Here is a 23,383-nt window from a genome sequence, read left to right on the forward strand (position 1 = left end):
CGATGGCCGCTTACGACGACAGCAACATCTTCGCGAAGATCCTTCGCGGCGAGATCCCCTCGCATCGCGTCTATGAGGATGACGATACGATCGCTTTCATGGATGTGATGCCGCAGGGCCCCGGCCATCTGCTCGTCGTGCCGAAAGCGCCCTCGCGCAACCTGCTCGACGCCGATCCGCTCGTGCTCGGCAAGACCATCGCGATCGTCCAGCGCCTCGCCGTGGCCGCCAAGGCGGCCTTCGCGGCCGATGGCGTCTCGATCTTCCAGTTCAACGAGCCGGCCGGCGGACAGACGGTTTTCCACCTGCATTTCCACGTCGTGCCGCGCTTCGACGGCGTGCCGCTGCAGCCGCATTCGGGCAAGATGGAAGACAGCGCCGTCCTCGCCGAAGGCGCGGCGAAGGTGAAGGCCGCGCTGGCGGCTTGATGCTGTGGCTCGGCTTCGGCCTCGATGACAGGCCATGAAACGCGGAGATGGCGGCGCCTTCGCGGCCTAAGCTCGATCAGCCGCCAGCCGCCTCGGACACCGCAAACTGCCGGAACGAAACCAGCTTCTGCTGGCGCTCGTCCCAGAGCGCCAGATGGGCGCAGCGGAAGCTTTCGAAGAAGGTCAGGCGGCCGACGCCCGCCAGTTGCGGATGGTCCGCGAGGACTTCGCTGAGCCGATAGAACGGGATGCGGCTGGCGAGGTGATGCACATGGTGCACGCCGATATTGCCGGTGAACCAGGCGAGCGCCGACGGCAGTTCGTAGTGCGAGCTGCCATGCAGCGCGGCGTCCTGGAAGCTCCAGTCCGCCGCATGCACCCAGCGCGTGTCTTCGAACTGGTGCTGGACATAGAAGAACCACATCGCCAGCGAGGCGGCGATGAGGATGACCGGGCCCTGGATCAGGACGAAGGGCCCGAGGCCGACCAGCCAGATCAGGCCGAGCACCACCGCCGCAATCGCCGCATTGGTGCCCATGGTGCTGATCCACGGCGCCCTGCCCGCCCGCATCAGCCCCACCGGCAGGCGGTAATGCAGCAGGAAAAGATAGGCCGGCACCAGGCCGAACATGACGAGCGGATGCCGATAGATCCGGTAGCGCCGCCGCGCGGCGGGATCGAGCGCGGCATATTCCGCGACCGTCAGCGTCTCGATATCGCCGATGCCGCGCTTGTCGAGATTGCCGACCGCGGCGTGATGGATCGCGTGCGTCCGGCGCCAGAAGCCATAGGGCGTGAGCGTCACCACGCCGATGATCCGGCCGACCCAGTCATTCGCCGCGCGATGGGCGAAGAGCGCGCCATGGCCGCAATCATGCTGGAGCATGAAGAGGCGCATCAGGAAGGCCGCGGCGGGCACCGCCAGCAGCAGGCTGAGCCAATAGCCGACGGACAGCGACGCCCACATCAGCGCCCAGAGCAGCACCAGCGGTACGGCCGTGATCGACAGCTCGAACAGGCTGCGCCGGAGCGCGGGCTCGCGATAGCGGGCGAGTTCGCCCGCCGTGATCGCCGCATGGGGCGCGTTGGATGACATGATGTCCGCTCGCTCTGGCGCCCGCTCAGAGGCGCACGCCGCCGAACAGCCAGACCAGCACGAGGATGATCAGGATGATGCCGAGCACGCCGCCGAGGCCGCGCCCGCCATAGCGGCTATAGCCATAATATCCACCACCGCCGCCGAAGATGAGGATCAATATGATGACGATCAGGATCATGGACATGATAGGCCCTCCTTGGGCGCGAGGTCGCGCGGGCGTTCCCGCGCAACGGCAGAAGCGGCGCATGTGAAGGCCAAGACCGCTCTGGCAAGTCCACACCGCTTCGGCGCTGGAGACGCCGAACCGCGATGGAGACACGGGTTCTAGGGGAAGCGGGATGTGGCGCTCATCGGGCGCACCAATGTGTCGGCGCGTTCGAACGCCGCGCCTATAGTCTCAAGACATAGAGACGCTGTTGGTTGCCTCGGCCGGCAAATATAGGTGGTCCGGCCGCCGGCTTGTCGGCGGCGCGACCTCAGCTCGCCTGCGGCGCGGCGGCGGCGCTCCAGCGGCGCCAGCCCTTGAACGGCACCATCTGGCGGCGGCGCTCGTCCCAGAGGACGAGGCGGACCGTGCGCAGGCTGTCGCTAAGCGTGACGCGGCCGATGGAGCCGAGCTCGGGATGCGTCCGCAGGACCTTGGGGAGGTTGTAATAGGGAATCCGGCTGGCGAGATGATGGATGTGATGCAGGCCGATATTGGCCGTCATCCAGCGCAGGAAGCCCGGCAGCACATAATAGGAGCTGCCATGCAGCGCCGCCTCCTGATGCGTCCATTCCGGCGGGCGGGCCCAGAACGTGCCCTCGAACTGGTGCTGGACATAGAAGAGCCAGACGCCGATCGAGCCGGCCACCGCGACGATCGGAAGCTGGATCATCAGGAACGGCCCGAGGCCGACCAGCCAGATCAGAAAAACGGCCACGGCGATGATCGCGAGATTGGTGCCCATCGCGCTCGCCCAGGGCCGCCAGCCTTCGCGCATCAGCCCGATCGGCAGGCGATATTGCAGCAGGAAGAGATAGGCCGGCCCGATGCCGAACATGACCAGCGGATGGCGATAGGCACGATAGCCGATCCGCCCCCAGAAGCCGCTGGCACGATATTCCTCGACGGTCAGCGTCGTGACGTCGCCCATGCCGCGCTGGTCGAGATTGCCGGAGCCGGCATGATGCACCGCGTGGGTGCGGCGCCAGTAATCATAGGGCGTGAAAGTCGCGACGCCGATGATGCGCCCGACCCAGTCGTTGACGGCGCGACGCCGGAAGAAGGCGTCGTGGCCGCAATCGTGCTGGATCATGAAAAGGCGGACGAGGAAGGCCGCCGCCGGCACGGTGAAGAACAGCGCCAGCCACCAATGGCCGGTCGAAACCAGCCACCACATCACCACCCAGAAACCGGCAAAAGGCAGCGCGGTGACGAGGATTTCGAACACGCTGCGAACTTCATCAGGCTCGCGAAAGGCAGCAAGCAGCTTCGGCCAACGGCGCGTCCCGGCCGCGCCGGTCTCATGCGGAGCATCGATCATGTCGGACATGGTCGAGCTATACAGGAGAAAGGCGCGGAAAGGGTGGAATTATCGGGGGTGGGCGGGGGGATTTGCGTGGGGGGCGGAGGCAGGCAGCGAGGGCCGTGGCGAATGAACCGTCATCCTGTCGAGCCACGATTCCAGAAACTCCAGCCGTTTGCCCTGCTGTCGGATCGGCCGGATCGAGAGAAAGCCAGTCATACGGCCCGGTCGAAAAGACGGTGACACCCACGGAGGCTCACGGAGGCGATCGAGGGAGCGTGCGCGTGGATTGGAGGCGAGTCAATGTTGGGGTGATGACTATTTGGGAAGGGCCTGACTTAGAGATGATTGAGGCTGAGGCGGATTGGTCTGCTTGGCGCCGCAATCGAAAGGTCGCCGCGGCTCTCACCAATGACGGGTTTGGGGCCAGAAGTGGACTGGCCGGTCTTGGCTGCCGCTATGCAGATAGCGGCCGTGCGGCAGCCGACCCCACTGTGGTCGTAGCCGCTCGGCTCACTTGACGACGCTTATAGCCCAAATGGGGCGGTCTTTGAAGGCGCACGATGTTGCGCTCGAGCCCCGCAACGGACTCCATCCGGCTGGAAGTTATGCGAACTCGATGTAGTGGCGCGGGCGTTCGAGAGGACAATTGCACCGCACTGCGTTGGAGGCAGTCAATGCGCGGCGAGCGTACTAGTCAAACGGCTGCACAAAAGCTCTACTCCTCGGATTGATTGCGAGGGACTCCGCCGTGCGTCTGCTTAATGCCCATATCACCAGGTTCCGTCGTTTCGCCGAACTGACCGTCCAGGATATCCCAGCGAGCGCCAAGCTTGTGGTGCTTGCTGGACCGAACGGATCCGGCAAGTCTTCGCTCTTTGATGCTCTGCTTCTACGTTACCGCATAGATACGGGATACGGCTGGAACGGCGATACTAAGTACTACGATCGGCCGCAGGATCCGGTCGTCGACCTCGGCGCTAGGATCTCCGTCACCACCGACACTAGCAACAGCTTCGCCCGAGGCAACCTATACGTGCGGACCGCGTACAGGAACGACCATGAATTCACCAGCGATACCCTCCGCCGGCAGGGACCCATCTTTGATAACCTCCGCTTGAATCGGCTGATCGAGCCCGACGCGACGGTCAGCGTCAACTACCAGCGCCTTGCCTCCCAAGCGATGGAGGACGTATTCGTCAACGAGGCGGCCGGGACGACCATGGGCGACTACCGCGAGAAGCTGATTGGCGAGGTCCGGTCGCCCTTGAAGCGGTTGTTCCCCGATCTGACGTTCGTCGGTGTAGGCAATCCTCTCGACCAGGGTACCTTCCAGTTCGATAAGGGTACCTCGAGAGGATTCGACTACAAAAACCTCTCCGGAGGTGAGAAGGCTTCCTTCGACCTGATCCTCGATTTCGTGGTCAAGCGGCGCAGTTATGCGGATGCGATCTACTGCATCGACGAGCCGGAAACCCACATGAACACGCGGCTACAGGCGGCGCTCCTCGGCGAACTGGTAGGTCTACTTCCTGGCAACTCTCAACTCTGGATCGCGTCGCACTCGATAGGGATGATGCGGAAGGCACGCGAGATGTACGATGCGGACCCGACGTCGGTGGCCTTCATAGATTTCAGCGGTCACGACTTCGATCAAGTAGCTATTCTCTCCCCGAGCAGGCCCACCCGCGCCTTCTGGGAGGGGGTGATGCACGTCGCCCTCGACGATCTCGCTGCGCTGGTAGCACCCAAGCAAGTGGTCATCTGCGAAGGCAACCCTATGGGTTCGGTGCCGGGGAAGAATACCGAGCACGACGCTCGGGTCTACGAAGCGATCTTCGCTGACGAGATGCCCGAGACCGCCTTCATTTCCGCCGGCAACTCGAAGGAAGTACAGAATGATTTCATCGGATTGGCAACCGTGCTGCCGAAGCTTACCTCCGGCATCAAAATCATCCGCCTCATCGATCTTGACGATCACACCCCGGCAGACGTCGCAGCCTTCAAGAGCAAAGGCGTAAACGTTCTGAGCCTTCGACATCTCGAATCCTACCTCTACGATGACGAAGTGTTAATTGCCCTCTGCGACTCGGTCGGGAAACCAGGGAAGGCGGCGGACCTAATCGCCGCCAAGGCTGCTGCAATCGCCAGCGTGGTGAGCCAGGGCCACCCGGCGGACGACATTAAGAAGGCCGCGGGTACCATCTATGTCGCGGCCAAGCAAATTCTGTCGCTCACTCAGATGGGCAATGATGCTCCTGCGTTCGCACGTAATACGCTATCGAAGCTGATCAGGCCCGGTATGGCCATCCATGACAAACTGCGCATAGACGTGTTTGGAGTCTGACCAGACCCGAATCCCTCTTACTACCCGCCTCGACAGTCACGTCTTTCGGAACCGAAGCAGCCAGGGGAACTCGGGGGCGGGCTACGTGGCGCATACATCCCGTCATTTCTGGCGATGAGGCAGCGGTTGACTGCGGTGTAGCAGGGCTAGGTGAGCGTATCCGGTGGGATCGCCTCCAAGCCCGGAAGTTCTACCCTAGAGTCGGATCTGCCCATAATCGACCGCGCCTCCGACGTTTCCCCACGTCGGCGAACGCTTTTTTTCGCATGACGGGATGACCACGTCGCTGGCAGTATCTGCAAGAAAGGGGGCCGCGATGCCAAGACTGAATCCGGCTAGAACGGGCCAGCGAGTCCAAGTGAAGGCTAGACAGATCGAGTTCTCCTTTTGGCCGTCACGGCCGGGGCGGCTGCATAGGGGGCTTCAAAGTCGCCTCTTCGCACTCGATCCGTGGGCGATCATGCGCCAGACCGTGGAAAAAGAATGTCCGCGCTTGCGGCGTGACGAGGCCTTGGCGACGCTGGAGCAGGCTGAGGACTTCTATGTGATGGGAACAGAGCGTGGGACCGAGGCCGCGCAGCCGCTCGCACTATACTACAGCTACATGAACCTGTTGAAGACGTTCTGCCTTACACGTGGCGCGCGCTCAACGTTCGATCAGGCGCAGCACGGACTTAAGGAACGCCTTCGGGCAGGCCGCCGCGAACTCGTGGACGCCTATCTCGTGGCCGACCAGACCACCGCCGCCCGCGCTCAGAACTTCGATGAACTATATGGCTTGCTCACCGGCACGCACTTGGCGGGGCAAGCCAATTACGACCTGCCCGCCCTGCTTCCACAAATCCTGCCGGGGCACCGTTTGTGGGCGCAGGCGTCCGGCAAGGTCGAGCGGTTCATTGCCATCCACGACCTGCAATTCTGGCACGATGCGACGGCACATACGCTCTGGCTGCGCATCTATCTCCAAGCAGACGACCTATCGCGACTCAACGTTAGCCACACTCGCCTGCTCGCGGAATCAGGCCTCGGAGCCACCTTCCGCGAGGTGCAGTCGGATGTGCCAAGGCAGATTTGCCTTGAGCAGACCGCGACCCAACCCTGTCCCAACAACTACCCGGCGGACCATATTCACCATGTTGTGGAGACAGTGCGGCCCAGCCTCTGGACTACCGTGTCATCGATCCCGCCTTATCGGCGATACTACCTTTATCTGTGTCCGCCCGCCGAATTGCCGCACCGTCTCCCACAACTTCTCTCGATGTACGCCGTCACGTTCTACCTAGGCTCGATCACAAGGTATCGCCCGCACCATTTCGACGCCCTGCTGCAGGGCGCCTTCGGACCTCGCGTGCGAGACTTCGTGACCGGCCAACCGCTTCAATTTCTTTATCTGATGGCATCGGAGATGGCGCGACGTGACGTCGCCAAGCCGAGCATCCTCTGACGGTTCGGGACTACACCGAGGGTGTTTCATTGGGCGCGCCCATGGCGTCCGGCAGGTTCGTGACAAGACATATCCGCCATACTCATTGAACGCAGATTCTTGACCGAGTGGCGGCTCCCAGAATTAGCTTTCGACCGGCGGGATGACCGAAATTGGGGCGCAAAGTCGACATCGCAGCAAGGGCCGTCGAGGGCTCTATGATGGGTCGTCAGCAGACGCTCATGTGTCCCCAGAATGAATCACATGTGTCCCCAGAATGAATCAATTGAGCAAAACTACCGTCCGTCTTCTTGCAGTACGGGAAGCTGGTAGCGTTGCTTCCAAAGACGGCGTCGGCGATCCAATATCACGACAACGGCTCCTTCCCAATCTGGACAACGAGCCGCGCTGATGGCTGGGCGGCATGCTCCCGATGCCCCCCTCACTCCTCCTCCGCAAAGCTCCCCACCAGCTTCAGCCCCTCGATCCAGGTCGCGCCGTCCTGTTTGATGACGGTGCGCGGGGTGATGCCCGCTTCTTCGGCGAGGGCGGCGGCGAGGGGTTCGGAGTGGGTGACGACCCAGATCTGGGTGCGTTCGGCGGCCTTGGCGATCAGGCGCGCCAGCGGGGGGATGAGATCGGGGTGGAGGCTCGTTTCCGGCTCGTTCAGCGCGATGAAGGCCGGCAGGCGGTAGCTCGAGAGCGCCGCGACGAGGGCGAGATAGGCCAGCGTGCCGTCGGAGAGCTCATGCGCGCCGAGCGGACGCGGCAGATCGGCGAACTGGAGGCCGAGCGCCACGCGGCCATCGGGGAATTCGAAGGCGAGCCGGGCGCCGGGAAACGCGTCATGGATGGCGGCCGCGATCGCCGGCATCTCGCCGCGCACCTGTTTCACGGTCGCCAGCGCCGCGGCGAGATCCGCGCCGTTTGAGGCGAGCGTCGGTGTCGTGACCGCGAGGGCCGGGCGGCGGAGCGGCGAAGCCCGGTCGGTGCGGAAGTCGTGATAGAAGCGCCAGTCGGACAGCGCGCGCCGCACCGTCTCGAGCTCGGCGAAACGCCCCTGATCACGGAAGGCGGCGAGCGCGGTTTCCGACGGGACCAGCGCCTCGTCATAGGTGATGCGTGCGCCATCCTCGCCGCGCAGCCATGCGGCCGGGCCGGCGCGCTGCATCAGCGTGACGGGCCGCCGGCCGGAGGTCGCGCGCAGCGACTCCGCCTTGACCAGCGGCTCGGCGAGCGTCAGCGCCGCCTCGTCGAGCGCCGGCGTGCCGATCTCGATGGCATAGTCGAGATCGTCGAACACGGCGCGCAGCGACAGCCGCGCTCTGTCGCCCTTCCGGCGCGGTCCGGCCCAGAAGACGCTCTCGACGCCGCCCTCCTCCACGATCGCCCGCGTGATGGTCCCCGTGGCCGCGTGCTGCAACAGCTCGAGCGCGCGGTAGAGATTGGATTTGCCGACGCCGTTCCTGCCGAGAAGCACCGTCAGCCGCCCGATCGGCAGATAGATCTTCCGCAGCGAGCGGTAGTTCTCGATCGAGACGGCTGTCAGCGGCAGCTTCATTGCGCGCGGATCAATACACCACCACCGAGCGGATCGACTTGCCCTCATGCATCAGGTCGAACGCCGTGTTGATCTCGTCGAGCGGCATGGTGTGGGTGATCAGATCGTCGATGTTGATCTTCCCCTCCATGTACCAGTCGACGATCTTCGGCACGTCGGTGCGCCCGCGCGCGCCGCCAAAGGCCGAGCCCTTCCAGACGCGGCCGGTGACGAGCTGGAACGGGCGGGTCGCAATCTCGGTGCCCGAGGGCGCCACGCCGATGATGATGGATTCGCCCCAGCCGCGATGGCAGCACTCCAGCGCCTGGCGCATGGTGTGGACATTGCCGATGCATTCGAAGGAGAAATCGGCGCCGCCGCCGGTCAGGTCGATGATCGCCTGCACGACCTTGTCGCGGCCGACCTCATCGGGATTGATGAAGTGCGTCATGCCGAACTTCCGCGCCATCTCGACCTTGCCGGGGTTCAGGTCGACGCCGATGATCTTGTCCGCGCCGACCATGCGCGCGCCCTGGATCACGTTCAAACCGATGCCGCCGAGGCCGAACACCACGACATTGGCGCCCGGCCAGACCTTGGCCGTATAGACCACCGCGCCGATGCCGGTCGTCACGCCGCAGCCGATGTAGCAGATCTTGTCGAAGGGCGCGTCCTCGCGGACCTTGGCGAGCGCGATCTCCGGCAGCACGGTGAAGTTCGAGAAGGTCGAGGTGCCCATATAATGGAACACCTGCTCGCCCGAGCAGGAGAAGCGCGTCGTCGAATCCGGCATCAGGCCCTGGCCCTGCGTGGCGCGGATCGAGGTGCAGAGATTGGAGCGGCGCGACAGGCACGTCTTGCAGTTGCGGCACTCGGGCGTATAGAGCGGGATGACGTGGTCGCCGACCTTCACCGAGGTGACGCCGGCGCCGACCTCGCGCACGATGCCCGCGCCCTCATGGCCGAGGATCGCCGGGAACTTGCCCTCCGAATCGAGGCCGGACAGCGTATAGGCGTCGGTGTGGCACACGCCCGTCGCCATGATCTCGACGAGCACCTCGCCCGCCTTCGGCCCGTCGAGCTCGATCGTCTCGATGGTCAGCGGCTTGTTGGCTTCCCAGGCGACTGCGGCACGGGTCTTCATGGGCGGTTCCTCTCTGTCGAACGTCGGGGCGAGATTCCCTCTCGCTTCGCCCCAAGCTTATACGCCGCGTCCAAGCGCAGGGAAGAGGAGGCGCAAGGCGGCGCGGGGAGAATGTGGCGGGCGACTTTCGAGGAGCGATGCTGCGGCCCCATCCAGCTGCCGTCATCCCGGCGGAAGCCGGGATCCATACAGCCTGAGGCGCCGCGTCGACCGGCGCTTCGGCTGAATGGATCCCGTGTCGAGCACGGGATGACGGCGGAGACGGGGGCGACATCGGCGTATCAACGTTTCGAGGAGGGGGCCAAGGAGAGGCGAAAACACCCGCGCGTCGCCGCCATCCTCCCTGCGACACGGCGTTCCATTGGCGGGCGTCGTCGTGCTAGCGATTGTATGCAATCGAAAGTCGGGGGACGGGCGGATGGATGGAGCGGTGTCGGGCGCGGGTTCGCGTGAGGGAGCACCGGGCGGTGCGCCGCTGCCCGCCGACCCGGCGCGGCCGCATGCCAATCCCTGGCCGATCGTCGCCGTCACCTGCATCGGCGCCGCCATGGGCCAGTTCGATGCCAGCGTCGTGCAGCTCGCCTTGCCCGATCTCGCCGTCGTGTTCGACACGCGCGAAACGCTGGCGAGCTGGGTCGCGCTCTCCTATGTGCTCGCCTTCTCGGCCGCCCTCCCCGTCTTCGGGCGGCTCTGCGCCATGTTCGGCCGGAAGCGGCTCTATCTGGCCGGCATGGTGGTCTTTATCCTCGCCTCGGCGCTCTGCGGCATCGCCACCAGCCTGCCGGAACTGATCGTCTACCGCATCATCCAGGGCATTGGCGGGGCGAGCCTCGGCGCCAATTCGATCGTGATCCTCAACCAGGCGGCCGGCAAGGCGCTCCGCGCCCGGGCCATGGGCTATTTCTCCGCCGCCCAGGCCGTCGGCGTCAGCCTGGGGCCGATCGCGGGCGGGCTGCTGCTCGGCTTCTTTGGCTGGCAGGCGATCTTCTGGGTGACGGTGCCGATCGGCCTTCTCGGTGCCGTGGCGGGCTGGCTCGTCCTGCCCGACGATACGGAGCGTGACCGGCAGCCCTTCGACTGGCAGGGCGCGCTGCTGCTCGGACCCTCACTCGTCTGCCTCGTGATCGTGCTGAACCACATCGCCGATTGGGGCATCGCCTCGCTGCCGGCGCTCGCCTTCGGGATCGGCGGCATCGTGCTGCTCGCCTGCTTCATCCTGCGCGAGAAGCGGACGCCCTCGCCGCTGATCGATCTCGGCATCTTCGCGTCGAAGCCGTTCTCGCTCGGCGTCGTCGCCGTGCTGCTCTCCTATGCGCTGCTCTATGGCATGTTCTATCTGATGTCGTATGCCGCGATCCGCGGGCTGCACGAGCCGCCGGAGCGCGCGGGGCTGCGCCTTTCCGCCATCCCGATCGCGCTCGGCATCGCCGCACCCTTCGCCGGCGCGCTGGTCAAGCGCCATGGCACGGCGACGCTGGCGCTCTTCGGCATGGCGCTGGCCGCCGCCGCGTTGCTGACGCTCTCGCTGGTCGCGCTGGAGCCGATCCCTTCGCGCACCATCGGCATGATCGCGCTTGCCGTCTTCGGCGCCGGGCTCGGCTTCTTCATGGCGCCGAACAACAGCGCCACCATGGGCGCGGCGCCGGCGCGCTTTGCGGGCGAGGCCGGGGCGATGATCAATCTCGCGCGCATGCTGGGCGTCAGCCTCGGCATCGCCTCCTCCGCCTCGATGCTGCGCTGGCGGACGGAAGTCATCACCGGGGCGACGGGCGACACCGTGTTCTTCTACGGCCATCCGATGCTGGGCGCGGTCGAGACGAGCTTCGGCCTCCTGTTCGGCCTCGCCCTCGTCGCCGCGACCGCGACGTGGTGGCGCCGGCGCGTCGCGCCCGACGCCTGAGGCGTCAGGCCGGCGGGCTGAAGGCCTGCGATATCTCGGCGAAGACCGGCAGCGCCTCGCAGCGCTCGGCGTGGGCCAGCAGCGCCGGATGATCGCCGAAGAGATCGGGATGCACATCGCGCACGAAGCGGAGCGCGCAGGCGACCGCGATATCGGCATGGCCGATGCGCTCGCCGAACCACCAGCTCGTCGATACAGCCGCCCGTTCGGCCTCGAGCACATCGAGCACGTCGGCGATCTGCGCGCGGCAACGCGCGACCCAGACGTCCGACTTCTCCTTATGCAGCACGCCTTCGTAGAAAAGGATCACCGCCTTGTCGGCGAGCCCGGTGCCGAGCGCCGCGATCTTGAGCGCGCGGCGCCGGTCCGGCCCATGGTCGGCAATCAGGCGCTGGTCTTCCTCGACCTGCTCGTCCAGCCAATCGAGGATCGCAGCGCTCTCGATCAGCACCTCGCCGCTATCCAGCACCAAAGTCGGCACGCGGCGAAGCGGGTTATAGACGACGATCTTCTCCGCATCGGCAAAGGTCGACCACGGCTTCTGCTCGAAGGGCAGGCCATAAAGCTTCAGCGCAATGCCGACGCGGCGGACGAAGGGGGAGTCGTATTGGCCGATGAGGAACATGGGTGTCTCCGCTGGGCACGAGCCGCTCGGTCAATCCTAGCGACTGCGCCGCCCCCGCGCCAAGCTCTTGCTCGGAGCCGATCGCCATCGCGAGAGTCAGGCGCGGTCACGGCTCGTCGTTCGCCTCTTCCTCCCCACCAGCCAGCACGGCCGCCGCTCCGTCGAGGATCAGGCGCAGGCCGAGCTCGAACGCTGCAGCCGGGCTGCTGGTTCGATAGTGATGGACGGCGATCGCGGTGAGTGGATAGGCCTTGGCGCCTTCGTCGAGGGCGCGGCGATCCGCGTCTTCCACGCTCTCGGCCTGCTCTTCCACCACACAGCCGACTGTATAGCGGCTGATCGCGATGACGAGATCCATCGCAAAGACCGCGCTGAAGCCGGCCTCCACCAGATGGCGCAGTTGCGCCTCGATCTGGTCGAGATCCTGCGGCCCCGCCTCCGTGCCGGCATGGACGCGCGCGCCGTCGCGCCACGCCGTCAGGCCCGCGTGAAAATTGCGCGCGTTCATCTCCAGGAAGGCCCGCCAGGGCTCACCGGGCAACGGCGCGCGACGACCGGGCGCCCGCGCCTGGATCTCGTCGTTCATCGCATTGAGCAAAGCGCGCTTGCTCTTGAAATGCCAATAGAGCGCGGGCTGCTGCACGCCGAGGCGTATGGCAAGCGCCCGCGTGGTCAGCCGGTCCACGCCGACCTCATTCAGAAGCTGCAACGCCTCGTCGACGATGCGCGCCCGATCGACCTTCATTTCTTCCCCTTGCCAGATGTGAGCATCGCGCCTATGGAAATTTATCGATGATAAAGTTTAACCCAGCGTGATGTCTTGAACAGATCCCTTTGCGCCATTCTTGCGACGATCACGCTGGATGCGGCCGGTATCGGCCTGACTCTGCCGATCATTCCGAGCCTCTTGCGCGATGTCGGCCACACCGGCGATCTCGGTTGGCGGTTCGGCGCCTTCCTCTCCCTTTATGCGCTGATGCAGTTCATCGCCTCGCCCCTGCTCGGCATGCTCTCGGACCGGTTCGGGCGGCGGCCCGTTCTGCTCGCCTCGCTTGCCGGCGCGGCGATCGATTATCTCTTCATGGCTTTCGCGCCGACGCTGGCGCTGCTCTTTCTCGGGCGGGCGATCGCCGGCGCCACAGCGGCCAATATGGCAGTGGCCTCGGCCTATATCACCGACATCACGCCGGATTCCCAGCGCGCCCGCCGCTTCGGCCAGTTGAGCGCCTGCTTCGGCCTCGGCTTCATTGCCGGCCCCGTGCTCGGCGGCACGCTCGGCGACATCTGGGTTCGGGCGCCATTCATCGCAGCGGCGGTGCTCAACGGCATCAACCTCGTCGTCACCTTCCTCGTTCTGAAGGAATCGCGGACGCCCGGCATCGCGGAAGGCGAGCGGCCCTCGCTGAACCCGCTCGCGCCGCTGCGCTGGGCGCTGACCTTCCCCGCCTTGCTGCCGCTCCTCGGCGCCTATGTCATTCTCGGCTTCATCGGCGAGATCGCCGGGACGATCTGGGTGCTCTATGGCGAGGACCGGTTCGGCTGGGACACGGTGACGATCGGCATCTCGCTCGCCGGCTTCGGCGTGTTCCACGCGCTGGCGCAGGCGTTCCTGGTCGGCCCGATCGCCGAGCGCTATGGCGCGCGGCGCGCCCTCGTCGTCGGCATCGGCGCCGATACGCTCGCCTATGTGCTGATCGCGCTGGCAACGCAGGGCTGGATGGCCTTCATGCTGCTGCCGCTGTTCTGCCTCGGCGGGCTCGGCGGTCCGGCGATGCAGTCCCTGCTCACCGCCCGCGTCAGCGCCGATCATCAGGGGCGTCTGCAGGGCGTACTTGCCAGCATGACCAGCCTCGCCTCGATCTTCGGACCGTTGCTGATCAGCAGCCTCTATTTCGCCTCGCGCGCCCAGGTGCCGGGTCTCGTGTGGCTGGTCGGGGCGGCGCTCTATCTCGTCTGCCTGCCACTCCTGCTCGCCGCGTCGCGGTCGCAACCTGGCATGACGGCGTGAGCTGCCCTACCCCCCGCCGCGCTCCTTCCTCAGCTTGGCCCAATAGTCCATGCGCTTCCTGATTTCGCGCTCGAAGCCGCGTTCGACCGGCTCGTAGAAGCTCTGGCGCCCCAGTGCGTCGGGGAAATAGTCCTGGCCCGAGAAGGCGTCGGGCTCGTCGTGGTCGTAGCGATAGCCCTCGCCGTAGCCCTCGCCCTTCATCAGCTTGGTCGGCGCGTTCAGGATGCGCTTGGGCGGCAGCAGCGAACCGCCCTGCTTCGCGGTCTGCGTCGCGGCCTTGAAGGCGGTGTAGACGGCGTTCGATTTCGGCGCCGTGGCGAGATAGACGCAGGCCTGCGCGAAGGCGAGTTCGCCTTCCGGGCTGCCGAGATAGTCATAGGCATCCTTCGCGGCATTGGCGATGACCAGCGCCTGCGGGTCGGCGAGGCCGATATCCTCGACCGCCATGCGCACGAGGCGCCGTCCCAGATAGAGCGGATCCTCGCCGGCATCGAACATGCGCGCGAGATAATAAAGCGCCGCGTCGGGATCGGAGCCGCGGACGGATTTGTGCAGGGCGGAGATGAGGTTGTAATGGCCGTCCTGGCCCTTGTCGTAGATCGGCGCGCGGCGCTGCACGATCTCCTGCAGCGCCTTCGAATCGAAGATTTCGCCTTCCCTCGCGGCGCGCCAGACTTCCTCGGCCAGCGTCAGCGAGGCGCGGCCGTCGCCATCCGCCATGCGGATCAGCACCTCGCGGGCCTCCTCGTCGAGCGGCAGGGGCTTGCCCTCCGTCTCTTCGGCGCGCTCCAGCAACTGCCCGATCGAATGGGCGTCGTGCGAATGGAAAACGAGCACGCGGGCGCGGGACAGCAGCGCTGCGTTCAGCTCGAAGGAGGGGTTCTCCGTCGTCGCGCCGACCAGCGTGACGGTACCGTCCTCCATCACCGGCAGGAAGCTGTCCTGCTGGGCGCGGTTGAAGCGGTGGATCTCGTCGACGAAGAGCAACGTGCCCTTGCCGATCTGCCGCCGCGCCCGCGCCGCCTCGAACACCTTCTTCAAATCCGCGACGCCGGAAAAGATCGCCGAGATCTGCTCGAAATGCAGATCCGTCTCATGCGCGAGCAGGCGCGCGACGGTCGTCTTGCCCGTGCCCGGCGGTCCCCAGAAGATCATCGAGCCGAGCGAGCCGGAATGGAGCATGCGCGTTATCGCGCCGCCTTCGCCGACCAGGTGGTCCTGCCCGACGACCTCGGCGAGGCGCTGCGGGCGCAGCCGATCGGCCAGCGGGCGCGGCGCCGCCTTCTCCAGTCCCGCCGCGGCGAAGAGATCGCTCATGGTCAGCCGCCGATCGTCGAGCGGATCAGCCGCCCGCCGCGCTCGATGGTCAGCCGCCAGGCGTCGGCCGGCTGGCCGGCGACACTGGCCAGGATCCGCGTCGTGTCGATCGGGACGCCGTTCACGTCGACGATCACGTCGCCAGGCTGGAAGCCGACGCGGGCCGCGATCGAGCCGTCGGCGATCTTCTCGATCAGCACGCCGCGCTCACGATTGCCCTTGTAGCCGTTCTCGACCGCGACAGCCGGCGAGAGATTGACCACCGTGGCGCCGGTGAAGGGCGACTCGGCGTCGATCGCGCGCTCGTCGCGCAGCGGCACCTCGGGCGGCGCCTCCAAAGCGAGCGTCAACTGCATCTCCTTGCCGCCGCGCAGCACAGTGAGCGTGGACGAACTGCCGACGCCACGCGTCGCCAGGCGATAGTTGAGGGCATTGGGATCATCGATGTCGATGCCGTCCGCCTTGACGACGAGATCGCCCGCGGCGAGCCCCGCCTTGGCGGCCGGGCTGTCCGCACGGACCGCACTGACCAGCGCGCCAGTGGGCCGGTCGATGCCGAGGCCGTCGGCAATGTCGGCGGTGACGTCCTGGAAGTCCGCGCCGATCCAGGGCAGGCTCAGCTTCTTCCCGGACAGCGCGGACTGCGCGACGACGCGCACGAGATTGGACGGGATCGCAAAGCCGATGCCGATCGAGCCGCCGGAGCGGGAATAGATCGCTGTGTTGATGCCGACGAGGCGGCCCTTCATGTCGATCAGCGCGCCGCCGGAATTGCCGGGATTGATGGCCGCGTCGGTCTGGATGAAGAACTGATAGTCGGACGCGCCGACCTGGCTGCGGGCGAGCGCGGAGACGATGCCGCTGGTCACGGTCTGGCCGACGCCGAAGGGATCGCCGATCGCGAGCACCAGATCACCGACTTCCAGCGCATCCGAATCGGCGAATTCGATCACCGGAAACGGCCCCTTCGCGCCCTTGAGGCGGAGGACGGCGAGATCCATGCGCTCGTCCTTCAGGATGATGTCGGCCGGCAGCTCGCGCCGGTCGGAGAGCGCGACCTTCACCTCGTCGGCATTCTCGATGACGTGATAATTCGTCACCACGAGGCCGGACGACTCGATGATGACGCCGGAGCCGAGCGATTGCTGCACGCGCTTGCGCGGCGCACCGCCCATGTCGCCGCCGAAGAAGCGGCGGAAGAACGGGTCGTCCATGAAGGGCGAGACGCGCTGCTGCACCACGCGCGAGGCATAGACATTCACGACAGCCGGCGAGACGCGCTTCACCAGCGGCGCAAAGGAAAGGCTGATCTCCTGCGCACTCTGCGGAACGGTGCGCTCGACCGCCGTCGAACGCTCCGTCAGGCCGAATGCGGCCAGACCGCCAAGGAGCGCGAGGCAGAGCCCGAACGGCAACAGCCCGAAACGCAGTCGCATGACGCGGAACCTCCTGAAGACATTGTCACCCTGACGATGCTACATGAATTGCGGCGAGGCCGTGGCCCTCCGGCAATCCCCAGCGGCATCGCTGGCAGGGTCTTTTGCGCGGCCGTTTGCGCCGTCGGGGCTTGGCGCGCTGCACCGCTTGGGAATAATAAAGCGGGGGCAAGAAGGATTTCCATGCTCTGGATCGGTTTGTTCATAGTCGGGGTCTTCGGCGTTCTGGCCGGCGTGATCCCGCTGATCCTGAACGGCGCCCGCGCCGGCAGCATCGTGACGCTCGCTTTCGGCCTGGCGCTGCTGGTTTCCGGCACGGTCGGCGTCGTGGCGCGGCCCGACCTCGTGGCGCTGCGCCTGCCGCGCATCGTGCTCGGCGGCGGTGACGAACCTGCCCCGACGCCCGTCGCCGTGGTGAAGACCACCGATTCGCTCCCCGCCCCCGACGAGCCGGCCAAGGCCGAGCCCGCGGCGCCGGCCGCCTCCTCCGACGCGCCCAAGGACGAATCGCAGATGGCGCCGGCGAAGCTGCCGGAACCGGTCACGGTCACCACCACCAAGGTGGTCGGCGTCGAGCCGGAGCCCATGGCGAACCAATCCGCGCAGCTTCCCGATGCCGGCAATGCCGAGATCAGCGCCGCGCCAGCCGCACCGGCGGCTCCCGCGCAGCCGAACGACGCCGAGGCGCTCGCCGCCCTCGTCCCGCAGCAGCCGCGCGACGAGGCCGCCTTCACCAAGGTCGTGACCGCCGCGCGCCAGGAATATGAGGGCGCGAATTTCGACGACCGCGCCGCGCTGCAATCCGGCCGCGCCGCCGCGATCTGCGGCGCCGTCAAGGGACCGGCCGTGCAGAACTGGGTCGGGCGGATCAAGGAGATCGACAAGGACGCGGGCGGGCGCACGATCGTGACCGTCAGCCTGCCGGACGGCACGCTGGTCAAGACGTGGAACAACGCCATGTCCGACATCGAAGACAAGACGCTGATCGTCGCCGGCACGCCGCTCGCCACCGCCTTCGCGAAGCTCGCCCAGGGCGATGCGATCCGCTTCTCCGGCACTTTCTTCAATGACGAGCCGGACTGCTTCCGTTCGAGCCGCCTCTCGCTCGACCAGTCGATGACGGAGCCGAGCTTCCTGTTCCGCTTCAACGACGTCGAAAAGCTCTGACGGGAACTCTGCGATGCGCCGCGCGATCCTGATTGCCGGCCTGGCCGGCATGCTGACGGCCGGCTCCTCCGGCGACGCCTTCGGCCGCGATGTGGCCAACCCCATCTGGCCGGACAACTATGTCGGGCGGCTGCAGGCGCTGGCGCTGGTCCAGTCGCTGCGGGCCGAACTGCTCGCCAATCCGAGCGCGACGCTGGTTCTCGATCGCTGGTGCGCCGACCACCGCCTCGCGCCGCCCGGATCGAAGATCGTCGCCGACCGTGTGAAGGGCACAGACAAGGCGGCCGATGCGGCCGTGCGCGAGGCTCTCGGAGTCGGACCGGATGAACCCATCGCCTATCGCCGCGTCCGCCTCACCTGCGGCGACACCGTGCTCTCGGAAGCCGACAACTGGTATGTCCCGGCTCTCCTCACCGAGGCGATGAACCGCGAGCTGGAGACGACCGACACGTCGTTCGGGCGCGTCGTCAAGCCGCTCGACTTCACGCGCACCACGATCGCCTCGAAGCTTCTCTGGAGCCCCCTGCCTGAGGGCTGGGAAATGCAGGCTGCCGACGGCGCTGCGGCGGCCAATGCAGCCCTCCCCGTCCCGGACTTCGTCCTCCAGAACCGCGCCGTGCTGAAGCGCGCCGATGGCCGCCCGTTCAGCCTCGTCGTCGAGAACTATACCGGCAACATCCTGGCCTTCCCGCCGCCCGCTCGCTGACCGGGCCGCGTCCGCTTCACGAACCGCTTCTCGCACAAACAAAAAGGGCGGCCCTTGCGGACCGCCCTCTTCCAAACTCGCGAAACGAAATCAGCGATTACGCCGCCTCGGCCTCGGACGACTCGGCAGCCGCGTTGCGCGCGCGATCCGCGGCGCCCTTGGCTTCGACGTCGCGCTCGACGAACTCGATCACCGCGACCGGCGCATTGTCGCCATAGCGGAAGCCGGCCTTGAGAACGCGGGTGTAGCCACCCTGACGCTCCTTGTAGCGCGGTCCGAGCGTCTCGAAGAGCTTCTTCGCGGCGTCCTCGTCGCGCAGCTGCGCGATCGCCTGGCGGCGCGCGTGCAGGTCGCCGCGCTTGCCGAGCGTGATCAGCTTCTCGACGATCGGGCGAAGATCCTTCGCCTTGGGGAGCGTCGTGGTGATCTGCTCGTGCGTGATGAGCGCGACGGCCATATTGGCGAACATCGCCTTGCGATGGCTCGCCGTGCGGCTGAACTTGCGGCCCGAATTACCGTGGCGCATGGCCCTCTCCTCGATTCAATTTCCGGCGGCTCACGCCGTGGGACGTGTCTTAGTAATGGTCTTCGTAGCGCTTGGCGAGCTCTTCGATGTTCTCCGGCGGCCAGTTCGTGACCTCCATGCCGAGATGGAGACCCATCTGGGCGAGAACTTCCTTGATCTCGTTGAGCGACTTGCGACCGAAGTTCGGCGTGCGGAGCATTTCCGCCTCCGTCTTCTGGATGAGGTCGCCGATATAGACGATGTTGTCGTTCTTCAGGCAGTTCGCGGAACGCACCGAAAGCTCGAGCTCGTCGACCTTCTTGAGCAGCGCCGGGTTGAAGGCGAGCTCCGGAATGGCCTCCGCGGTCGTCTCCTTCTGCGGCTCTTCGAAATTGACGAAGATCGACAGCTGGTCCTGGATGATGCGCGCCGCATAGGCGACCGCGTCATCCGGGCGGAGCGAGCCGTCGGTCTCGACCGAAAGCGTCAGCTTGTCATAGTCGAGAACCTGGCCCTCGCGGGTGTTCTCGACGCGGTACGACACCTTCTTGACCGGCGAATAGATGCTGTCGACCGGGATCAGGCCGATCGGGGCATCCTCGGGGCGGTTGCGGTCAGCCGCGACATAGCCCTTGCCGGTGTTGACGGTGAACTCCATGCGGATCTCGGCGCCCTCGTCGAGCGTGCACAGCACGAGCTCGGGGTTGAGCACCTCGACATCGCCGACCGTCTGGATGTCGCCGGCGACGACGACGCCCGGGCCCTGCTTCCGCACGACCATGCGCTTCGGGCCGTCGCCCTGCATCTTGATCGCGATTTCCTTGATGTTGAGGATGATGTCGGTGACATCCTCACGCACGCCGGGAATCGACGAGAATTCATGCAGCACGCCGTCGATCTGGACCGCGGTGACCGCGGCGCCCTGAAGCGAGGAAAGCAGCACGCGGCGCAGCGCATTGCCGAGCGTCAGGCCGAAGCCACGCTCCAGCGGCTCCGCGACAACGGTCGCGAGGCGCCGGGGATCGGAGCCCAGCGAGACTTCCAGCTTGTTCGGCTTGATCAGTTCTTGCCAGTTCTTGTGGATCACGACCGTATCCTTTTGATCTCGACGCGCTCCGACGGTTCGGATCGCGTGGCGTCCGGCCGGGCCGGAACGCCGAATGTCGATGCGGAACGGAAAGGGCGCGGCGTATCCGCGCCCTCACGAGGCCTCAGACGCGGCGGCGCTTGCGCGGCCGGCAGCCATTGTGCGCGATCGGCGTGACGTCCCGGATCGAGGTGATGGTGAAGCCCGCGGCCTGCAGCGCGCGGAGCGCCGACTCACGGCCCGAACCCGGACCGGAGACTTCGACCTCGAGCGTCTTCATGCCATGCTCGGCAGCCTTGCGGCTCGCATCTTCCGCCGCCATCTGCGCGGCATAAGGCGTGGACTTGCGCGACCCCTTGAAGCCCATCATGCCGGCCGACGACCAGGAGATCGTGTTCCCCTGCGCGTCCGTGATGGTGATCATCGTGTTGTTGAAGGTCGAGTTCACATGCGCGACGCCCGAAGAAATGTTCTTGCGTTCGCGGCGACGCACGCGCGTCGTGTCCTTAGCCATTCTCTATCCTTTGGTTCGATCTCGACACCGCCGTAGTTCCGGCGGCTACACCGGGAGCCTAGCGCCCCTGTTCCGTGAATTACTTCTTCTTGCCGGCGATCGGCTTGGCCGGGCCCTTGCGGGTGCGCGCATTGGTATGCGTGCGCTGGCCGCGAACCGGCAGGCCGCGGCGATGGCGCAGGCCGCGATAGGAGCCGAGGTCCATCAGGCGCTTGATGTTCATTGCGACTTCGCGGCGCAGATCACCTTCCACGACGTAGTCGCGGTCGATCGCCTCGCGGATCTGCAGAACTTCGGCGTCCGAAAGCTCGTTCACGCGCCGCGCCGGATCGATGCCGGTCTTGGTGACGATGTCGGCAGCGTGCTTCGGGCCAATGCCGTGGATATACTGGAGCGCGATGATGACGCGCTTGTTCGTCGGAATGTTTACGCCTGCGATACGGGCCACTTGCCGTCTCCATTTACGCCGCCCGTCAACCGGGATCGGCACCTCGTTTTCCCCGCGTCCGGTGGAGGCCGGCCCTTGCGGAGCTTCTAAATTCTAATCAGCAAACACGCGACGCCGCGCCCCGATTCCCGGGGAACGACGCCGCCGTTCCGAAATGAGAGGCGTCCCTTATCGGGTAACGGCCTTCTCGTCAAGATGGGCGAGCGTCTTTTCGACATCCCGCCAGACTTCGTCGATGGGCCGCATGCCATCCAGCTCGATCAACCGGCCCCGCGCCTTGTAGTAAGGCGCGATCTGCGCGGTATCACGATCATAGGCCGCAAGACGGGTCTTGAAGACCTCCGGATCGTCATCCTTGCGAACCGGCTCGCCGCGCGCCTTCGTCTCCTCGGCGCGCTTGACGATGCGATCGATCAGCTTGGAACGATCGACCTTGAGCTCCACGACAATGTCGAGCACCAGGCCCTTCTTCGCCAGCATCGCCTCGAGTGCATCGGCCTGGGCGATCGTGCGGGGGAAGCCGTCGAGAATGAAGCCCTTGCGGGCATCCGCCTCGTCGATCCGGTCCGCGACGATGCCGATCACCACCTCGTCCGGGACGAGATTGCCGGCATCCATGATCGCCTTGGCCTTGAGGCCGACCGGCGTTCCCGCCTTGACCGCCGCCCGGAGCATGTCGCCCGTCGACAATTGCGGAATGCCGAAGCGCTCGACAATCCGTGCCGACTGGGTGCCCTTGCCGGCACCCGGCGGTCCGAGCAGGATCAGCCTCATCGTCTCTTCCCCTTGAGCTTAGCCTTCTTCACGAGCCCTTCATATTGATGCGCAAGCAGGTGTCCCTGCACCTGTGACACGGTGTCCATCGTGACATTCACCACGATGAGCAGCGACGTGCCGCCGAAATAGAAGGGAACATGGGTGGCCGAGATCAGGAATTCGGGCAGCAGGCAGACGATGATCAGGTAGGCCGCGCCGAGCACTGTGATTCGGGTGAGCACATAGTCGATATACTCGGCCGTGCGCTGGCCCGGACGAATGCCCGGAACGAAGCCGCCGTGCTTCTTCAGATTGTCCGCGGTGTCGACCGGATTGAACACGATCGCCGTATAGAAGAACGCGAAGAACGCGATCATCGCCGCATAGAGCAGCATATACAGCACCGTGCCGTGGCCGAGCAGCGCGACGATCGAGTTGAACCAGCCGGGGCCCTGCCCTGCCGTGAAATTCGCGACGGTCGCCGGCAGCAGCAGCAGGGACGAGGCGAAGATCGGCGGGATGACGCCGGCGGTGTTCAGCTTCAGCGGCAGATGCGACGACTCACCCTGGAACATCCGGTTGCCGACCTGGCGCTTCGGATACTGGATGATGAGGCGGCGCTGCGCGCGCTCCATGTAGACGATGAAGGCGATCGCCGCGACGGCGACGACGGCCACCAGCAGGATGACCCAGGTCGCGATCGCGCCCTGACGGCCGAGCTCGAGAACGCTCGCCAGTGCATGCGGCAGGTTCGCGACGATGCCGGCGAAGATGATCAGCGAGATGCCGTTACCGATGCCGCGCGACGTGATCTGCTCACCGAGCCACATCAGGAACATCGTGCCGCCGGTCAGCGTCAGCACGGTCGTGATGCGGAAGAACAGGCCGGGATCGATGACGATATTCGAACCGCCCTCGAGGCCGACGGAAATGCCGTAGGCCTGCACGACGGCGAGCAGCACCGTGCCGTAGCGCGTGTACTGGTTGATGATCTTGCGTCCCGCCTCGCCTTCCTTCTTCAGGGCATCGAGCGAGGGGACGATCGACGTCATCAGCTGGATGATGATCGACGCCGAGATATAGGGCATGATTCCGAGCGCGAAGATCGCCATACGGCCGACCGCGCCACCCGAGAACATGTTGAAGAGGCCGAGAATGCCGGACTGCTGGTTCTGGAAGGCGCTCGACAGCGCCTCCGGATTGATGCCCGGCAGCGGAATATAGGTGCCGAGGCGATAGACCAGCAGCGCGCCGAGCGTGAACCAGATGCGCTTCTTCAGTGCATCGGCCTTGGCGAACGCGCCAAAGTTCAGATTGGCCGCGAGTTGTTCAGCCGCAGATGCCATTCACCGCTCCGATCGGGCCCGAGGCGCGGGCCCAGTACCCCCAACATGAGGGGCTTACGTGGTCCCTCGAAGGCACGAC

Annotated in this window: 22 protein-coding genes; 7 read left to right on the forward strand and 15 right to left on the reverse strand. The window is 65.7% G+C overall.

Going from position 1 to position 23,383, the window contains the following annotated elements:
* The first annotated feature begins 2 nt into the window (after positions 1-2).
* Positions 3-428 (forward strand): HIT family protein, encoded by a 426-nt coding sequence (locus GGR25_RS04670; protein ID WP_183397675.1) that lies wholly within the window; start codon positions 3-5, stop codon positions 426-428.
* Positions 429-504: 76 nt separating this feature from the next.
* Here the strand turns inward: GGR25_RS04670 and GGR25_RS04675 are convergent, their stop codons facing one another.
* The 3 genes from GGR25_RS04675 to GGR25_RS04685 form a co-directional block, all read right to left on the reverse strand.
* Complete coding sequence (locus tag GGR25_RS04675) at positions 505-1,524, reverse strand: fatty acid desaturase (protein ID WP_183397525.1); 1,020 nt, start codon at positions 1,522-1,524, stop codon at positions 505-507.
* A 25-nt stretch (positions 1,525-1,549) separates the two neighbouring features.
* On the reverse strand, positions 1,550-1,711 hold the full coding sequence (locus tag GGR25_RS04680) for a DUF3309 family protein (protein ID WP_183397526.1): 162 nt from the start codon (positions 1,709-1,711) through the stop codon (positions 1,550-1,552).
* 292 nt (positions 1,712-2,003) lie between these two features.
* The gene (locus tag GGR25_RS04685) at positions 2,004-3,062 is read right to left on the reverse strand and encodes a fatty acid desaturase (RefSeq protein WP_246409193.1); all 1,059 of its coding nucleotides are present in this window, start codon (positions 3,060-3,062) and stop codon (positions 2,004-2,006) included.
* 724 nt (positions 3,063-3,786) lie between these two features.
* Here GGR25_RS04685 and GGR25_RS04690 point away from each other — a divergent pair.
* Both GGR25_RS04690 and GGR25_RS04695 read left to right on the forward strand, forming a co-directional pair.
* Entirely contained in the window at positions 3,787-5,382 is a 1,596-nt protein-coding gene (locus GGR25_RS04690) for an AAA family ATPase (RefSeq protein ID WP_183397527.1), read from the forward strand.
* A gap of 460 nt (positions 5,383-5,842) precedes the next feature.
* Complete coding sequence (locus tag GGR25_RS04695) at positions 5,843-6,826, forward strand: YaaC family protein (RefSeq protein WP_183397528.1); 984 nt, start codon at positions 5,843-5,845, stop codon at positions 6,824-6,826.
* Between the two features lie 421 nt (positions 6,827-7,247).
* Here GGR25_RS04695 and GGR25_RS04700 read toward each other — a convergent pair whose 3' ends face one another.
* Together GGR25_RS04700 and GGR25_RS04705 are read right to left on the reverse strand one after the other, a co-directional pair.
* Complete coding sequence (locus GGR25_RS04700; RefSeq protein WP_183397529.1) at positions 7,248-8,366, reverse strand: AAA family ATPase; 1,119 nt, start codon at positions 8,364-8,366, stop codon at positions 7,248-7,250.
* A gap of 10 nt (positions 8,367-8,376) precedes the next feature.
* Positions 8,377-9,489 (reverse strand): S-(hydroxymethyl)glutathione dehydrogenase/class III alcohol dehydrogenase, encoded by a 1,113-nt coding sequence (locus GGR25_RS04705; RefSeq protein WP_183397530.1) that lies wholly within the window; start codon positions 9,487-9,489, stop codon positions 8,377-8,379.
* Between the two features lie 418 nt (positions 9,490-9,907).
* Between GGR25_RS04705 and GGR25_RS04710 the strand changes: the two genes are divergently transcribed.
* Positions 9,908-11,389 carry a DHA2 family efflux MFS transporter permease subunit gene (locus GGR25_RS04710; RefSeq protein WP_183397531.1) on the forward strand — a complete coding sequence of 494 codons (1,482 nt, stop codon included), beginning with the start codon at positions 9,908-9,910 and terminating at the stop codon, positions 11,387-11,389.
* Positions 11,390-11,393: 4 nt separating this feature from the next.
* On the opposite strand, the gene GGR25_RS04715 is transcribed toward GGR25_RS04710, so the two are convergent.
* Together GGR25_RS04715 and GGR25_RS04720 are read right to left on the reverse strand one after the other, a co-directional pair.
* The gene (locus GGR25_RS04715; RefSeq protein ID WP_183397532.1) at positions 11,394-12,014 is read right to left on the reverse strand and encodes a glutathione S-transferase family protein; all 621 of its coding nucleotides are present in this window, start codon (positions 12,012-12,014) and stop codon (positions 11,394-11,396) included.
* A 106-nt stretch (positions 12,015-12,120) separates the two neighbouring features.
* A complete protein-coding gene (locus GGR25_RS04720) occupies positions 12,121-12,759 on the reverse strand; it encodes a TetR/AcrR family transcriptional regulator C-terminal domain-containing protein (protein ID WP_183397533.1) in 639 nt (212 codons plus the stop codon).
* A gap of 75 nt (positions 12,760-12,834) precedes the next feature.
* On the opposite strand from GGR25_RS04720, the gene tet reads away from it, so the two are divergent.
* On the forward strand, positions 12,835-14,022 hold the full coding sequence (gene tet, locus GGR25_RS04725; protein WP_183397534.1) for a Tet(A)/Tet(B)/Tet(C) family tetracycline efflux MFS transporter: 1,188 nt from the start codon (positions 12,835-12,837) through the stop codon (positions 14,020-14,022).
* A 6-nt stretch (positions 14,023-14,028) separates the two neighbouring features.
* On the opposite strand, the gene GGR25_RS04730 is transcribed toward tet, so the two are convergent.
* Both GGR25_RS04730 and GGR25_RS04735 read right to left on the reverse strand, forming a co-directional pair.
* Entirely contained in the window at positions 14,029-15,339 is a 1,311-nt protein-coding gene (locus GGR25_RS04730) for a replication-associated recombination protein A (protein ID WP_183397535.1), read from the reverse strand.
* Between the two features lie 2 nt (positions 15,340-15,341).
* Positions 15,342-16,775, reverse strand: coding sequence for a DegQ family serine endoprotease (locus GGR25_RS04735; RefSeq protein WP_183397536.1), 1,434 nt, complete (start codon positions 16,773-16,775; stop codon positions 15,342-15,344).
* 183 nt (positions 16,776-16,958) lie between these two features.
* Between GGR25_RS04735 and GGR25_RS04740 the strand changes: the two genes are divergently transcribed.
* Both GGR25_RS04740 and GGR25_RS04745 read left to right on the forward strand, forming a co-directional pair.
* Complete coding sequence (locus GGR25_RS04740; RefSeq protein WP_183397537.1) at positions 16,959-17,942, forward strand: hypothetical protein; 984 nt, start codon at positions 16,959-16,961, stop codon at positions 17,940-17,942.
* Between the two features lie 13 nt (positions 17,943-17,955).
* Positions 17,956-18,648: a hypothetical protein gene (locus GGR25_RS04745; RefSeq protein WP_183397538.1), complete on the forward strand. Its 693-nt coding sequence runs from the start codon at positions 17,956-17,958 to the stop codon at positions 18,646-18,648.
* A gap of 97 nt (positions 18,649-18,745) precedes the next feature.
* On the opposite strand, the gene rplQ is transcribed toward GGR25_RS04745, so the two are convergent.
* The 6 genes from rplQ to secY all read right to left on the reverse strand — a co-directional run bounded on the left by rplQ (position 18,746) and on the right by secY (position 23,304).
* Positions 18,746-19,174, reverse strand: coding sequence for a 50S ribosomal protein L17 (gene rplQ, locus GGR25_RS04750; RefSeq protein WP_183397539.1), 429 nt, complete (start codon positions 19,172-19,174; stop codon positions 18,746-18,748).
* Positions 19,175-19,223: 49 nt separating this feature from the next.
* Positions 19,224-20,282 (reverse strand): DNA-directed RNA polymerase subunit alpha, encoded by a 1,059-nt coding sequence (locus GGR25_RS04755; protein ID WP_343067976.1) that lies wholly within the window; start codon positions 20,280-20,282, stop codon positions 19,224-19,226.
* Positions 20,283-20,364: 82 nt separating this feature from the next.
* Complete coding sequence (gene rpsK, locus GGR25_RS04760; RefSeq protein ID WP_183397541.1) at positions 20,365-20,754, reverse strand: 30S ribosomal protein S11; 390 nt, start codon at positions 20,752-20,754, stop codon at positions 20,365-20,367.
* A 79-nt stretch (positions 20,755-20,833) separates the two neighbouring features.
* Entirely contained in the window at positions 20,834-21,202 is a 369-nt protein-coding gene (rpsM, locus tag GGR25_RS04765; RefSeq protein ID WP_183397542.1) for a 30S ribosomal protein S13, read from the reverse strand.
* A gap of 168 nt (positions 21,203-21,370) precedes the next feature.
* Complete coding sequence (locus GGR25_RS04770) at positions 21,371-21,976, reverse strand: adenylate kinase (protein WP_183397543.1); 606 nt, start codon at positions 21,974-21,976, stop codon at positions 21,371-21,373.
* Positions 21,973-23,304, reverse strand: a complete 1,332-nt coding sequence (secY, locus tag GGR25_RS04775) for a preprotein translocase subunit SecY (protein WP_183397544.1) — start codon at positions 23,302-23,304, stop codon at positions 21,973-21,975. The genes GGR25_RS04770 and secY overlap by 4 nt, the downstream gene beginning before the upstream one ends.
* Between the last annotated feature and the right edge of the window lie 79 nt (positions 23,305-23,383).

Source organism: Kaistia hirudinis, assembly GCF_014196455.1.
Classification (GTDB): Bacteria; Pseudomonadota; Alphaproteobacteria; order Rhizobiales; family Kaistiaceae; genus Kaistia; species Kaistia hirudinis.